The sequence below is a fragment of the Streptococcus ictaluri 707-05 genome (assembly GCF_000188015.2).
Lineage (GTDB): Bacteria > Bacillota > Bacilli > Lactobacillales > Streptococcaceae > Streptococcus > Streptococcus ictaluri.
Genome location: NZ_AEUX02000007.1, coordinates 282,564 through 296,037, shown reverse-complemented (window position 1 = coordinate 296,037; position 13,474 = coordinate 282,564). Strand labels below are relative to the sequence as shown.

The window sequence follows — 13,474 nt, the reverse complement described above, 5'->3', positions numbered from 1 at the left end:
TCCATATTTAGATATGGAGTTTTTTGATATTATGGCTAAAAAAAGATAACTAGTTACCCATGGTGCTAGTTAATTTCAAAATATCTCAAATTGTAAGCTAGTATGATTTGTTCAATCCTCAATTGCAGCCCTGTCATGCCCCTATCCAGTGTTCGTTCCATATCAAAAAGGGAACAAAGTTCTGAAAATCTAGTCTCAATGGTTCGTCTCATAGCCATTAGTTTCCAATGATTATGCTGTTTAGCCCCTTCCATATTTTGACGCAAGGGAGTCCAGAGGTGATAGCCATTTTGCTTCAACTCATCTTTCAGCTCACGGTTAAGGTAACCTAAGTCTGCTAAAATGACGGATTGTTCACACCTTTCTAGCAACTCGTAAACTGCCTTAATATCATGAACAGAGGCTGGGCTGACAACATAATTCAGAATGTAGCCTGATAAGGTCACTAGCATGTGAACCTTAAAACCGTAAAACCACATATGTTTAGAGGCGGTGTAACCAATATTAGCTATCCCATTGAAAAGTCTGACCCTGTGGTTACGAATAGATTGACAAAGTGGCAAAGGAAAGCTGTCTATAATAACAATGGTATTGGGAGAAATTTGAGTGTTCATTGCCTGACGAATCACTTGAACCAGCCAAATCAACTTTCTTGCACGCCTATTAAAGCGACTTCTTTCTAGTAATGTACCGCAGGGAAATAGCTGACAAATCCTATAAAAGTGACGTTGTGATTTAATACCTAGTTCAGCTTGTAATAGCAGTAAAACTAGAAGAGATTGGTCTGAAACTTTGGACAGACAGACGTTACGACGGTGTTTGAAGTCTTCCGGACAATAATCTTGATAAAACTGAGAACAAATTTTTGATAATTGACGCATATTCCATTGTAAGTGATGGGATTTAGCTGTATACTGTAAGTGGCTCATTTGGACTAACCTCCTGTTTGTGTAGGCACTTACAGTATAGTCCTTTTGGGCTTTTTATTGTATTTTGAGATTAACTAGCACCACGGGTAACTAGTTAATTTTTTTGCTTGCTTTTCCTTTTATTTATTGTATAATGGTTACACGTTCCCTTAACTGGTTAAATACCAGTTAAGGGAATTCAGAGCGCTGATAACGACTCTGAGGTTATTAAATATTAAGAAGGAGAAAGCAATGGCAAAAAAGTCAAAAATTGCTAAATACCAAAAGCAGCTCCAACTGATTGAACAGTACGCTGACCTTCGTCGCGAACTTAAAGCCAATGGTGACTATGAAGCACTTCGCAAATTGCCTCGTGATTCAAATCCAAACCGCTTGAAGAACCGCGATAAAATTGACGGCCGTCCTCATGCTTACATGCGTAGGTTTGGTGTTAGCCGTATCAATTTCCGTGACTTAGCTCACAAAGGACAGCTTCCTGGCGTCACTAAAGCCAGCTGGTAAGCTTGACTCACCTTGTTTAATTTTTAGTAATCATAGAAGCCAATTATTTATCATCATTACAGTTCGGTATGCCAAGATGCCGAGCTGTTTTTTTGCTTTTTTGCTAACAATCAAAAAAACCACGTCTAGAAATGCTATCACGAAGCATCTGGCGTGGTTTTTGACATTACTATATGATTTTCACGTTAAGCTTTTTCGTCATAATTATCAAAAGCTAAGCTTGGTTTAGCATTCAAATCCAAACCAGCAAAATGCCCCTTATCGTATTCGACTGCTGCTGCTAGAGCTATCATGCCAGCATTATCCCCACAGAGGCGTAAGGGCGGAATAATCACTGGGACTTCAGTGATATCTTGAGCTAAGCGCTCTCTTAGTCCTTGATTGGCTGCCACCCCTCCAGCTACCACAAGCATCTTAGAAGGATAGCGATCCAAAGCCTTCTTGGTTTTTGCCAATAAAATATCTAAAACGGCCGCTTGGAACGAAGCACAAAGGTCTTCCAAAACCAAGGTCTCCTCTTTTTGTTTGGCGTTGTGATGAAGGTTGATAAAGGCAGATTTCAGTCCAGAAAAAGAGAATTCCAAATGATCTTCTTTGATCATAGCGCGTGGAAACTGATAGATATCCTTTCCTTGATGGGCCAACTGATCAATTTCTCGACCAGCTGGATAGGTAAGCCCCATGACACGACCTACTTTATCGTAAGCTTCTCCAACAGCATCATCACGTGTTTCTCCGACAATGTGATAGTTTCCAGGCTCTGTGACATAGACTAGTTCTGTGTGACCCCCAGAAACCAAGAGGGACATCAAGGGGTACACTAGCTCTGTTTGCTCACGCGCAGCCATAAGGTGCCCTGCCATATGATTGACAGGAATAAGTGGCAAGCCATTAGCCCAAGCAAAGGCTTTAGCCACAGTGAGGCCAACCAAAAGAGATCCTACTAGTCCTGGCCCGTAAGTAACTGCCACAGCATCAAGGTCCTTGGCCGTGATATTAGCTTCTTTAAGGGCATCCTCAAAACAGGTGGTAATCACTTCCACATGATGACGACTAGCAACTTCAGGGACTACTCCTCCAAATCGCTTATGGCTTTCCACCTGACTTGCAATAATATTCGTTAATAAGATATGATCATTTTTTAAAATAGCAACGCTGGTTTCATCACATGAACTCTCCACGGCTAAAAGGTATCTATCTGTCATGACTTCCTTCTCGTTTCATAATCAATGCAGCTTCTGCTGGCTCTTTATAATAGTTTGGACGTTTGCCAACACACTCAAAACCATGTTTGCGATAGAGGGCTTGCGCCTTATGGTTAGATTCTCTGACCTCTAAAAAAACACTTTCACTAGCATCTGAGAGGTTCCCCATCAGGCGTGAAGCTAAGCCCTTACCTTGATAATCTGGTAAGACAGCAATATTGGTAATTTCAATTTCCCCAACAAGATTTTGAATGGCTAGAAATGCCACCAAAAGGTCTCCTTCAAATATCAGAAAATAATCAACCTGTTCTTGTTGCATGTCAGCTATAATCTGAGATAGCTGCCAAGGGGAATGGGGGTAGACCTGACTCAAAAGATTGTAAACAGCTTTTGCTTTTTCCTCAATCGACAACATGCTCACACTCGCTTAATATAGTCTTCTGGACTGGTTTCTTGGTGTGTTTTTAACCAATTCTCTTCAGCTTCCACTCGCTTAAGGTAGTTAGGAACAAAGGCAGAGACTGTCTCTCTTGGCAAGGTCTGTCCTAATAGACCTAATTCAAAAGCACTTGGTAAAGTGGCTTGAATGCGAGCCTGTGGTAATTTTTCTGTGATAAGCTCTTCAAAAGCAGCTACTTCCCCCACAAAAATCAGATCTTTTTCACTGGACAATTCTGATAAGAGTGCATCCAATGGACGATGACTATCTTCTTTGATTGCTTGCTTATCTTGATAACAGCCAACATAAGCATTTTGTCTTCTAGCATCAATCAAAGGAATCACCAAGGCATCTGGATAGCGACTTGAAACCTGAGATGCCAAAGCATAAAGACTTGAAACGCCTACTAAATCAATCGATAAGCTGTAAGCTAGCATTTTAGCTGTGGCCACTGCAACTCGAAGACCAGTATAAGAACCTGGACCCTGAGCCACGACTATACGATCGAGATCTTGAGGCTTGGGATCAACAGAAGACATCAAAAAATCAATAGCTGGCATGAGGCTGACACTATGGTTTTTTTTAATATTAATTGTCATATCAGCTAAGAGGAGCTGATCTTCTAATATAGCTACCGATAAGGTTTTATTTGAGGTATCAAATGCAAGTATCTTCATTTTTGGCCTTTCTGCTGTCAATTCTATTGACCATTATAACACAAAACCTAATACTTGAACAAAAATGCCAGCTTAAGCTAGTGGCTAAGTATTTCGACGAAACTTTTTACTAAAAGCTGATTATATGGTATAATTCTAGTAATTGCACAGAATCAGGTCTAAATCTATTACACAATGATTAACACCCTATATTTCTCTTTTAAGCCCCACAAGAAAAGCTTGTTGAGTTAAAGGAGTGCTTACCAAAGCTAAAGTTGAGGGTGTCCTTATAGTTAGTCGTCAAAGAAATAGTCTCTAGCTTTGACCTATTTGTTATTGTTTGGATAATTGATTCACAACGAAAGGAAGATACCACACATGATTTATAAAGTTTTCTATCAAGAAACAAAAGAACGTAGCCCACGCCGCGAGAACACTCAAGCTCTTTACCTAGACATTACAGCTGATAACGAATTAGATGGCCGTATCAAAGCCCGCAAATTAGTCGAGGAAAAAACAGGATATAATGTTGAGTTTATTGAGCTTCTCTCAGATAAACACCTCGAATACGAAAAAGAGACCGGTGTTTTTGAATTAACGGAGTTCTAAGATGACAAATATCAGTTTAAAACCTAATGAAGTTGGGGTATTTGCCATCGGTGGACTTGGGGAAATTGGAAAAAATACTTATGGGATTGAATACAAAGATGAAATCATCATTGTCGATGCCGGTATTAAGTTTCCTGAAGATGACTTACTTGGGATTGATTACGTTATTCCAGATTACTCTTACATTGTCGATAATCTTGATCGTGTCAAAGCCTTAGTCATTACCCATGGACACGAAGACCATATTGGTGGGATTCCTTTTCTTCTTAAACAAGCTAATGTGCCCATCTATGCAGGACCATTGGCTTTAGCCCTTATTCGTGGCAAATTAGAAGAACACGGCTTACTTCGTGATGCTACTCTCTACGAAATTAACCATAACACTGAGCTCACCTTTAAAAATATGAGTGTCACTTTCTTTAGGACAACACACTCTATCCCAGAGCCTCTAGGAATTGTGATTCATACCCCTCAAGGTAAAATTGTCTGTACCGGAGATTTCAAGTTTGACTTTACACCCGTTGGTGATCCAGCTGATCTTCATCGCATGGCAGCCCTTGGTGAGGACGGCGTTCTTTGTCTTTTATCTGATTCGACAAATGCTGAGGTGCCGACCTTTACCAACTCTGAAAAAGTGGTTGGTCAGTCCATTTTAAAAATCATTGAAGGCATTCACGGACGTATCATCTTTGCTTCTTTTGCCTCCAATATCTACCGTTTACAACAGGCAGCTGAAGCAGCTGTTAAAACCGGTCGTAAAATCGCTGTTTTCGGACGCTCCATGGAAAAAGCAATCGTCAACGGGATTGAGCTTGGCTATATCAAAGTCCCGAAAGGAACCTTCATTGAGCCTAACGAACTTAAGAACTATCATGCCAATGAAGTCTTGATCATGTGTACGGGTAGTCAGGGAGAATCGATGGCAGCCTTAGCTAGAATTGCTAATGGTACCCACCGACAAGTCAGCCTTCAACCAGGCGACACCGTTATTTTTTCTTCTAGTCCAATCCCAGGAAACACCACTAGTGTCAATAAGCTCATCAACACTATTCAAGAAGCTGGTGTTGACGTGATTCATGGTAAGATTAATAACATTCATACTTCTGGTCACGGTGGCCAACAAGAGCAAAAACTCATGTTGCGCTTGATTAAACCAAAATACTTTATGCCCGTCCACGGCGAATACCGTATGCAAAAAGTCCATGCTGGATTGGCTGTTGATACGGGTATTCCAGAAGAAAACATCTTTATCATGGAAAATGGTGATGTCTTAGCCCTAACCAGCGATAGTGCTCGCTTAGCAGGTCGCTTTAATGCGCAAGATATCTATGTTGATGGTAACGGTATCGGCGATATCGGAACAGCTGTTTTGCGTGATCGTCGCGATCTTTCTGAAGATGGTGTTGTTCTTGCGGTAGCAACTGTTGATTTTGAGACACAAATGATTTTGGCAGGACCAGATATTCTCAGTCGTGGCTTTATCTACATGCGTGAATCTGGAGATTTAATCCGTGAAAGCCAACGCGTCCTCTTTAATGCTATTCGTATCGCTTTAAAAAATAAAGATGCTAGTATCCAATCGGTTAATGGTGCCATCGTTAACGCACTTCGTCCTTTCCTATACGAAAAGACAGAGCGTGAACCGATTATTATTCCAATGGTGCTGACACCTGATAATTAATATTTAACAGGTCTACACGAGCTAGAAAGCTCGTGTTTTTTGATAGCAAAAATCCCTTAAGTGAGGTCAATAAACTTAAGGGATTTTTTTGATTTAGAGTTGCTCAGCTCTGTAAGCCTGTGCTTCAGCTTCTGTTGCTAAAACAAAGTGTCCAGGACTGATTTCATGCATGTGACGTTCCTGACCATCGAGCTCTTGACTAGGATCATAGACTTCTGCTACCCGTTGACGTTCCTTCACAGGATCAGGCTCTGGGATAGCCGATAAGAGACTCTTGGTATAAGGATGGATAGGGTTATGATAGACTTGATCTGCTGTTCCAATCTCTAGCAGTTTGCCCCAGTGCATAACCCCAATACGATCTGAAATGTATTTGACCATGGAAAGGTCATGGGCAATAAAGAGATAGGTTAAGCCATGTTTGTGTTGCAATTTTTGCATCAAGTTAACTACCTGAGCCTGAATGGACACATCTAGTGCTGAGATCGGTTCATCAGCAATGATAAATTTAGGTTTAACCGCCAAAGCTCTGGCAATACCAATCCGCTGACGTTGCCCCCCAGAGAACTCATGAGGGTAACGAGTAAGGTGATCTTTATTTAACCCAACTAAATCTAACAGCTCTTGAACACGTTCTTCGCGTTCTTCTTTAGAACTGGTTAACTTGTGAATATCCAATCCTTCTGCCACAATATCTTTAATCTTCATACGACCATTCAAGCTGGCCTGAGGATCTTGGAAAATCATTTGGGCATTTTTCCGAAATTGATGAAGCTCTTTGCCTTTAAGATGTGAGACTTTGTCACCATTGAAGATAATCTCACCCTCATTGATATCATATAATTTAAGAATGGCACGGCCTACCGTTGTTTTTCCAGAACCCGATTCACCAACCAGTCCAAAGACTTCTCCTTCATAGATGTCAAAACTGACATTATCAATAGCCTTAACTTGATTTTTTTTGCCTTTATTAAAGGTTAGGGAGACATTTTTTAGCTCTACTAATTTTTTACGTGTTTCTACCATTAAGCCTCGCCTCCTTTCATTCTTTGCCACTTGGCCCATCGTTTTTGAATTTGTAAAGGCGGAGTGACCTGTGGTGCACGCTCATCAAGTAACCAAGTAGCTGCGTAATGATTATCACTAACTTTAAACATTGGAGGTTCCTCTACATGGTCAATATCCAAAGCAAATTCGTTACGAGCCGCAAAAGCGTCTCCTTTAGGTGGGTTCAATAAATCCGGCGGTGTTCCAGGAATAGATTCCAAGCTTCCTGCTTCTGTATCGGTTGTTGGCATTGAGTTTAACAATCCCCATGTGTAAGGATGTTGCGGATTATAAAAGACTTCATCAACGGTTCCATATTCAACAATTTCACCAGCATACATCACCGCTACACGGTCTGCCATACCAGCCACCACCCCTAAATCATGGGTGATAAAAATAATGGACGAGGAAGTATTGGCTTGAATGTCTTTCATCAACTTCAGAATCTGTGCTTGAATGGTCACATCCAAAGCTGTAGTTGGCTCATCAGCGATTAAGATTTCAGGGTTAGCTGCTAGTGCAATGGCAATAACAGCACGCTGTCTCATCCCACCTGACCATTGGTGAGGGTAATCATTGATATGTTCCTCAGCATTTGGAATCCCAACTTGTGTCATCAATTCCAAGGCGCGCTCTAAAGCTTCTTTTTTGGAAATCTTTTGATGAATGAGAATGGCTTCTGCAATCTGCATGCCAATTTTCATGGTAGGATCTAGACTGGTCATAGGATCTTGAAAAATCATGGCAATCTCATTGCCTCGTAATTTGACCCATTCTTCTTCTTTTAGAGCATCTAAACGTTTGCCCTTAAAGTTGATTTCACCAGAAATAGTTGCATTTTTAGCATTCAAGCCCATCAAGGTACGCGTGGTCACTGATTTTCCAGAGCCAGACTCACCTACAATAGCCAAGGTTTCCCCTTTTTTTAAGGTAAAATGAATATCTCGAATGGCTTTAACGTCTCCAGCATAGGTTTTAAAATCAACGTGGAGGTTTTTAACATCTAAAATTATTTCTTCTGTCATCTGACATCCTCCTAATCGTTACTTGATTTTGGATCAAAGGCATCGCGAAGCCCATCACCCAAAAGAATAAAGGCCAATGAAATGAAGACCAAAGCCATTGCTGGTAGCAAGACTTGATAAGGGTAATATTGCAAGTTTTCTTGAGCATCAGTAATCAAAGATCCAAGTGACGCTGTTGGAGGTTTTACCCCTAGATTAATAGCCGATAAAACAGACTCGTACATGATGGCACTTGGAACCGTCATCATGATTTGCACAATGATAATCCCTGAAATATTTGGCAAGATATGCTTAAAGGCAATCTTAAAATGACTTTCTCCAAGCGCACGTGAGGCCAAAACAAAATCCCGTTCGCGATAAGAGAGCGTCAGATTACGAACCTGTCTGGCCATTGATGTCCACCCCACAATAGCAATGGAAATAATAATAGACATGACCCCATTTCCAAGTAAAAGACCAAGCATGGTCACAATAACCAGATTAGGAATCGAAGAGATAATCTCGATAATCCGTTGCATGACCGTATCAACTTTACCGCCCGTAAAACCAGAGACCAAGCCATAGGTCACCCCAATGACCAAGTCAATTAAGGTAGCTACAACCGCAATCAATAATGAAATACGAATCCCTACGGTAATACGTTTGCCAAGACTACGACCAAGATTGTCAGTTCCTAAAAGAAATTTTTGACCTTCTGGAACCCCTTGATCCGCATAAGCATCATTAGCTTCTGTATTTCCGGCATAAGTAATGCTCCCATTCCAAAATGGTAAACTGTCACTCAACTTAGGTGGTAAATTACGATAAACACTGACTTCTTTACTCTTAAAGGCATTAGCATCCTTTTTAGAGACCACCAAAGAAGACCCTAGTGAAAACAATAGTAAAAGAACTAAAAATCCCATAGCAATCACTGCTAATTTATTATGTTTTAGCCTACGCCAAGCATCCTGAAGAAAAGATAGTGCTGGCTTTTGTATCTTTTCTTGTGAGTCAGAGCTACCTGCTCCCACAAGTTGAAATGATTTTGTATCTTCTAGCATAACACTCTCCTATCCCAAACGCACGCGCGGATCGGCAATACTAATAATAATATCGGTGATCAAAATAGCCACCATAAGCATCAAGGCATAGACAATGGTTGTTCCCATAATGACAGGATAATCCTTTGTCGGAATCGAAGAAACGAATTGTTGCCCGATTCCAGGAATGGAAAAAATCTGCTCAATCAAGGCTGAACCTGTCAAAATATTAGCTGCCATAGGTCCCACAAGGGTCAATACCGGAATCATGGAATTACGGTAAGCATGTTTTTTGGTCACTTGACGCTTACTCAAACCTTTAGCTCTAGCTAGCTGAATATAATCTGAATTCAAGGTTTCAATCATCTCGCTTCGGAAAAAACGTGTCACTTGAGCAAAAACAGGTATCGCTAAGGCCAAAGTTGGCAAAACGGTCTGTCCAAAAGTACCCCAACCAGATAACGGTAAAAGAGCCCATTTGAATCCAAAATAGTCCAATAGTAACAAACCAATAATGAAGGCAGGTACCGATATTCCAAGCGTAGAGACCACACTCAAGACCCCATCAATTTTGTTATTTTTGTTACGAGCTGAAACTGCCCCAACAAAAAGTCCTGAGGTGATTCCAACCACCAATGCTTGCAAGCCCAAGTGAACAGAAACGCCCAAACGTTGACTGATAAGTTTTGTCACCGATTGGTTGATAGACTGGTAGCTGGTGCCAAAATCACCGTGCAATATATTGACCAGATAAGTTAGGTACTGTTGCCACAAGGGTTTATCCAAACCATATTGTTTATTCATCATGGCAATCATTTCATCCGTTAATTTCGGATTATTATAAGGTGTTCCTGGCATGACCTGCATCAGGAAGAACGAAAGGGTCACAACAACCCAAAGTGTAGCTAATAAAATGGCCACACGTTTTAATAGATATTTTGTCATATTTTCCCTCTAACAAAAGCAAGAACTGGCTATCACCAATTCTTGCCATATTTCGTTACAATAGCCTTTTAAAACCTATCCTTAAAGCTGTTTGATCATCTCTATACAGACGTTTTAGTTTTCTTGCTATGACGCATTTGGATCTTATTTTTTGTAGGCGTATGTAAAGTCAACATTTAAACCAGTAGTGTTACGGATGAGTCCTTTTAGGCTAGGATTTTGTAAGCCTTGGCCGCTACGGAAGTAAAGTGGGTTATAGTTAGCTGCTTCATAAAGAGCTTTTTCACCTTCTTTATAATCATCTGCAGCTGCTTTAGTGTCTAAAGCATCAGTTGTTAAAGCTTTTTCATAAGCATTATCAAAGGCTTGGTTTGAGAATTTACCGTAGTTATAAGAAGAATCTGATTTCATCAAACCATAGAAAGTTGATCCTTCTGGATAGTCACCACCCCAAAGAGCAACAGCCACTTCAAAGTTTTGATTTTTAGTATCTTCTAACCTTTGTTTGAATGGCACAAATTTTTCTTCAACGGTCAAACCTGGAAGAACACTTTCCCAAGTTTCCTTGATGTAGTCAATCATGGCTTTGGCAACAGGATTGTCCGCATCTGCTGTAATCGTTAGTTTAAGTGAGTCTTTTCCTAATTCTGAAAGCCCCTCTTTGAAGAGTTTAGCAGCTTCTTTTTCATCATATTTGTAACCAGGTGAAACGTGTTTGGTTAAATCAGTACCATCTTTAAGTTTAGCTAAGCCAGTTGGTACAATAGCAGTCGCTGCTTTTGATCCAGTGTCTACAGCTGCTGAGACAATGCCTTTACGGTCAGTAGCCAAGTTCAGTGCTTGACGGATTTTAAGATTTGATAAGCCTTCAACAGAGCCAGTTTGGTTGTAGACCATATAAGCTGTGGTAGCTTCTAAGACAGGAATAGCATCTTTGTTCTTTTTGTTAGCATTATAGATAGCTGGTGTTCCTGAGATATTAGCAAAGTCTAGCTTACCTTGCTTATACATTTGAACGGCTGTATCTGGTTTTTTAACAGTTTGAATTTTGATGGTTTTTGTTTTGACATGCTTAGCATCCCAGTAGTTTTTGTTTTTAACCAGTTTAAAGCTTCCGCTTGTTCCATTCCAGTCTTTAACTGTATATGGTCCTGAGTAAATTTGTTTATCTGAAGATGTGCCGTAGTCTTTGCCAGCTTCCTTAACAAAAGATTCTTTTTGTGGTACAAAGTTACCAAATGAAAGCAAGCTCTTAAATTGTGGTGCTGGTTTAGTTAAAGTAAAGATAACTTTATCGCCATCAGCTTTAACACCTAGTGAGCTCAAATCGCTATTTTTACCACTATTGATTTCTTCTGCATTTTCAAGATGAGCTTCTGTTGCTAGATAAGCATATTCAGAGGCGGTAGCAGGATCAACCATACGTCTCCAAGTATAAACAAAATCTTCGGCTGTTAATTTACTGCCATCAGACCACTTTAGGTTATCTCTTAAAGTTGCGGTGTAAGTTAAGCCATCTTCTGAAACTTCTACTTTTTTAGCTAAATCAGGTTGTAATTTTCCTTTTTCATCTGCACGAAGAAGGTTACTCCCTGAGTTACCAATGGCTAGACCAGAATAGGTATCTGTATTCTTTGAAATATCCAAGGTGATAATTTCAGTCGGAGTGTACCAGCTAATTTCATCCTTGTTAGAGGACGTAGCCGTTGATTTATTGCCACATGCCATTAAAAGGACGGCAGAGGCAAGGGTTAATGTGCCGAATCCAACACGTTTCCATGTAGCTGATTGTAATCTTGTCATATAAAGACCTCCTAGTGAAATGATCAAATAAATTGATAGATTAAATTATATCACAATTCTTAAAAAAGGAAACACATTTATCTGAAAATTTTTTATTTTATTTTTATGTTTTTTGATAAATTTTTTTCATCTATAAATAAGCGTTTTAAAAGCATTTTATTCATAAATAATCACAACACATGAATAAATTAATAAAAATCCACTCAAAAAGTTGAGCGGATTTTTATTTTCTAATAATTGTGTAGGTAGTTATCAATTTCCCATTGTGAGACAAATGTGGCATAAGATGCCCATTCAATACGTTTTGCTTCTAAGAAGTTAGTGTAAATATGACTACCAAGTGCGGCTTGAACCACTTCATCTTTTTGAAGAGCTTTTAGGGCATTATGCAAAGTAGATGGCAGATCCACAATACCAGCTGCATTACGTTCTTCCACAGACATGGTATAGATATTAGCTTCCACTGGTTGTGGTGCTTCAATTTTATTGATGATACCATCCAAACCAGCTTCCAAAAGAACAGCCAAGGCTAAATAAGGATTAGCTGTCGGATCCACCGAACGCAATTCCAAACGGGTTCCCATACCACGTGATGCCGGAACGCGGATAAGTGGTGAGCGGTTACTTCCTGCCCATGCCACATAAACAGGTGCTTCATAGCCTGGAACAAGACGTTTGTAAGAATTCACTGTTGGGTTAGTGATAGCTGTGTAGTTATAAGCATGCTTCATCAGTCCACCTAAGAAGTAGTAAGCGTCGTCTGACAGTTTCATGCCACGTTTATCGTGTTCATCATAAAAAGCATTTTGACCATCTTTGGTAAACAAGGACATATTACAGTGCATTCCTGAGCCAGCAATACCAAATTTAGGTTTCGCCATGAAAGTAGCATACAGGCCATGTTCACGGGCAATGGTTTTTACGACTAACTTAAAGATTTGAATATTATCACAAGCTTTTAACACATCGGCGTATTTAAAATCAATCTCGTGTTGTCCGACAGCGACCTCATGGTGACTAGCTTCTACTTCAAAGCCCATTTTGGTCAAAACATTCACAATTTCACGACGCGTATTATCCGCTAAGTCAATTGGTGCCAAATCAAAGTAACCACCATTGTCATTCACTTCAAGTGTTGGATTACCTTTTTCATCCATTTTAAATAAGAAGAATTCTGGTTCTGGTCCCAAATTGAAAGACTGATAACCAACTTCTTCCATATGTTTCAAAGCTTTTTTCAAGTTGCCACGAGGGTCCCCTGCAAAAGGTTTGCCCTCAGCTGTGTAGATATCACAGATTAAACCTGCAACAGCACCATTTTCATCTCCCCAAGGGAAAACAATCCAAGTGTCTAAATCAGGATACAAATACATATCTGATTCATTGATACGCACAAACCCTTCAATTGAAGAGCCATCAAACATGGCTTTGTTGGATAAGACTTTATCTAATTGTTCTTCAGTTGCTGGAATTTCGACATTCTTCATAATTCCCATGATATCAGTGAACATTAAGCGAAGGAAGGTCACATTTTTTTCTTTGACTTCGCGACGAATGTCAGCTGCTGTGATTGCCATTGAATAGGTCTCCTTTAAAATCATTCTAAGTATCG

The 13,474-nt window shown here is 40.0% G+C and carries 13 protein-coding genes; 3 read left to right on the top strand and 10 right to left on the bottom strand.

Annotation, left to right across the window (positions count from 1 at the left end; genetic code table 11):
* Nucleotides 1-65: 65 nt before the first annotated feature.
* The gene (locus tag STRIC_RS09190; protein WP_008090011.1) at nt 66-929 is read right to left on the bottom strand and encodes an IS982 family transposase; all 864 of its coding nucleotides are present in this window, start codon (nt 927-929) and stop codon (nt 66-68) included.
* A gap of 231 nt (nt 930-1,160) precedes the next feature.
* On the opposite strand from STRIC_RS09190, the gene rpsN reads away from it, so the two are divergent.
* Nucleotides 1,161-1,430: a 30S ribosomal protein S14 gene (rpsN, locus tag STRIC_RS09185; protein WP_008090095.1), complete on the top strand. Its 270-nt coding sequence runs from the start codon at nt 1,161-1,163 to the stop codon at nt 1,428-1,430.
* 185 nt (nt 1,431-1,615) lie between these two features.
* Here rpsN and tsaD read toward each other — a convergent pair whose 3' ends face one another.
* From tsaD to tsaB, 3 genes are read right to left on the bottom strand one after another with little or no spacing between them, the layout of a single operon-like run.
* A complete protein-coding gene (gene tsaD, locus STRIC_RS09180; RefSeq protein ID WP_008089765.1) occupies nt 1,616-2,635 on the bottom strand; it encodes a tRNA (adenosine(37)-N6)-threonylcarbamoyltransferase complex transferase subunit TsaD in 1,020 nt (339 codons plus the stop codon).
* A complete protein-coding gene (rimI, locus tag STRIC_RS09175; RefSeq protein WP_008089645.1) occupies nt 2,625-3,050 on the bottom strand; it encodes a ribosomal protein S18-alanine N-acetyltransferase in 426 nt (141 codons plus the stop codon). The genes tsaD and rimI overlap by 11 nt, the downstream gene beginning before the upstream one ends.
* 2 nt (nt 3,051-3,052) lie before the next feature.
* Nucleotides 3,053-3,751: a tRNA (adenosine(37)-N6)-threonylcarbamoyltransferase complex dimerization subunit type 1 TsaB gene (gene tsaB / locus STRIC_RS09170; RefSeq protein WP_008090405.1), complete on the bottom strand. Its 699-nt coding sequence runs from the start codon at nt 3,749-3,751 to the stop codon at nt 3,053-3,055.
* 357 nt (nt 3,752-4,108) lie between these two features.
* Here tsaB and STRIC_RS09165 point away from each other — a divergent pair, with 357 nt between their 5' ends.
* Nucleotides 4,109-4,339, top strand: a complete 231-nt coding sequence (locus tag STRIC_RS09165; protein ID WP_008090337.1) for a DNA-dependent RNA polymerase subunit epsilon — start codon at nt 4,109-4,111, stop codon at nt 4,337-4,339.
* 1 nt (nt 4,340) lies between these two features.
* Entirely contained in the window at nt 4,341-6,020 is a 1,680-nt protein-coding gene (rnjA, locus tag STRIC_RS09160; RefSeq protein ID WP_008090114.1) for a ribonuclease J1, read from the top strand.
* Between the two features lie 93 nt (nt 6,021-6,113).
* On the opposite strand, the gene STRIC_RS09155 is transcribed toward rnjA, so the two are convergent.
* The 6 genes from STRIC_RS09155 to glnA all read right to left on the bottom strand — a co-directional run bounded on the left by STRIC_RS09155 (nt 6,114) and on the right by glnA (nt 13,439).
* The gene (locus STRIC_RS09155) at nt 6,114-7,046 is read right to left on the bottom strand and encodes an ABC transporter ATP-binding protein (protein WP_008090050.1); all 933 of its coding nucleotides are present in this window, start codon (nt 7,044-7,046) and stop codon (nt 6,114-6,116) included.
* Entirely contained in the window at nt 7,046-8,092 is a 1,047-nt protein-coding gene (locus STRIC_RS09150; protein WP_008090184.1) for an ABC transporter ATP-binding protein, read from the bottom strand. Before STRIC_RS09150 ends, STRIC_RS09155 begins: the two co-directional genes overlap by 1 nt.
* Before the next feature lie 11 nt (nt 8,093-8,103).
* Nucleotides 8,104-9,135 (bottom strand): ABC transporter permease, encoded by a 1,032-nt coding sequence (locus STRIC_RS09145; protein ID WP_008090116.1) that lies wholly within the window; start codon nt 9,133-9,135, stop codon nt 8,104-8,106.
* Between the two features lie 9 nt (nt 9,136-9,144).
* Entirely contained in the window at nt 9,145-10,059 is a 915-nt protein-coding gene (locus tag STRIC_RS09140) for an ABC transporter permease (RefSeq protein WP_008090077.1), read from the bottom strand.
* Nucleotides 10,060-10,203: 144 nt separating this feature from the next.
* Nucleotides 10,204-11,862 carry a peptide ABC transporter substrate-binding protein gene (locus STRIC_RS09135; RefSeq protein WP_008090345.1) on the bottom strand — a complete coding sequence of 553 codons (1,659 nt, stop codon included), beginning with the start codon at nt 11,860-11,862 and terminating at the stop codon, nt 10,204-10,206.
* A 230-nt stretch (nt 11,863-12,092) separates the two neighbouring features.
* On the bottom strand, nt 12,093-13,439 hold the full coding sequence (gene glnA / locus STRIC_RS09130; protein WP_008090340.1) for a type I glutamate--ammonia ligase: 1,347 nt from the start codon (nt 13,437-13,439) through the stop codon (nt 12,093-12,095).
* Nucleotides 13,440-13,474 lie beyond the last annotated feature (35 nt).

What these genes read in the sequence shown, in the direction of transcription:
- STRIC_RS09145 (WP_008090116.1), bottom strand. Translation starts at nt 9,135, where the DNA reads ATGCTAGAAGATACAAAATCATTTCAACTTGTGGGAGCAGGTAGCTCT.
- STRIC_RS09140 (WP_008090077.1), bottom strand. Translation starts at nt 10,059, where the DNA reads ATGACAAAATATCTATTAAAACGTGTGGCCATTTTATTAGCTACACTT.
- rpsN (WP_008090095.1), top strand. Translation starts at nt 1,161, where the DNA reads ATGGCAAAAAAGTCAAAAATTGCTAAATACCAAAAGCAGCTCCAACTG.
- glnA (WP_008090340.1), bottom strand. Translation starts at nt 13,439, where the DNA reads ATGGCAATCACAGCAGCTGACATTCGTCGCGAAGTCAAAGAAAAAAAT.
- STRIC_RS09165 (WP_008090337.1), top strand. Translation starts at nt 4,109, where the DNA reads ATGATTTATAAAGTTTTCTATCAAGAAACAAAAGAACGTAGCCCACGC.
- tsaD (WP_008089765.1), bottom strand. Translation starts at nt 2,635, where the DNA reads ATGACAGATAGATACCTTTTAGCCGTGGAGAGTTCATGTGATGAAACC.
- STRIC_RS09135 (WP_008090345.1), bottom strand. Translation starts at nt 11,862, where the DNA reads ATGACAAGATTACAATCAGCTACATGGAAACGTGTTGGATTCGGCACA.
- STRIC_RS09155 (WP_008090050.1), bottom strand. Translation starts at nt 7,046, where the DNA reads ATGGTAGAAACACGTAAAAAATTAGTAGAGCTAAAAAATGTCTCCCTA.
- tsaB (WP_008090405.1), bottom strand. Translation starts at nt 3,751, where the DNA reads ATGAAGATACTTGCATTTGATACCTCAAATAAAACCTTATCGGTAGCT.
- rimI (WP_008089645.1), bottom strand. Translation starts at nt 3,050, where the DNA reads ATGTTGTCGATTGAGGAAAAAGCAAAAGCTGTTTACAATCTTTTGAGT.
- STRIC_RS09190 (WP_008090011.1), bottom strand. Translation starts at nt 929, where the DNA reads ATGAGCCACTTACAGTATACAGCTAAATCCCATCACTTACAATGGAAT.
- STRIC_RS09150 (WP_008090184.1), bottom strand. Translation starts at nt 8,092, where the DNA reads ATGACAGAAGAAATAATTTTAGATGTTAAAAACCTCCACGTTGATTTT.
- rnjA (WP_008090114.1), top strand. Translation starts at nt 4,341, where the DNA reads ATGACAAATATCAGTTTAAAACCTAATGAAGTTGGGGTATTTGCCATC.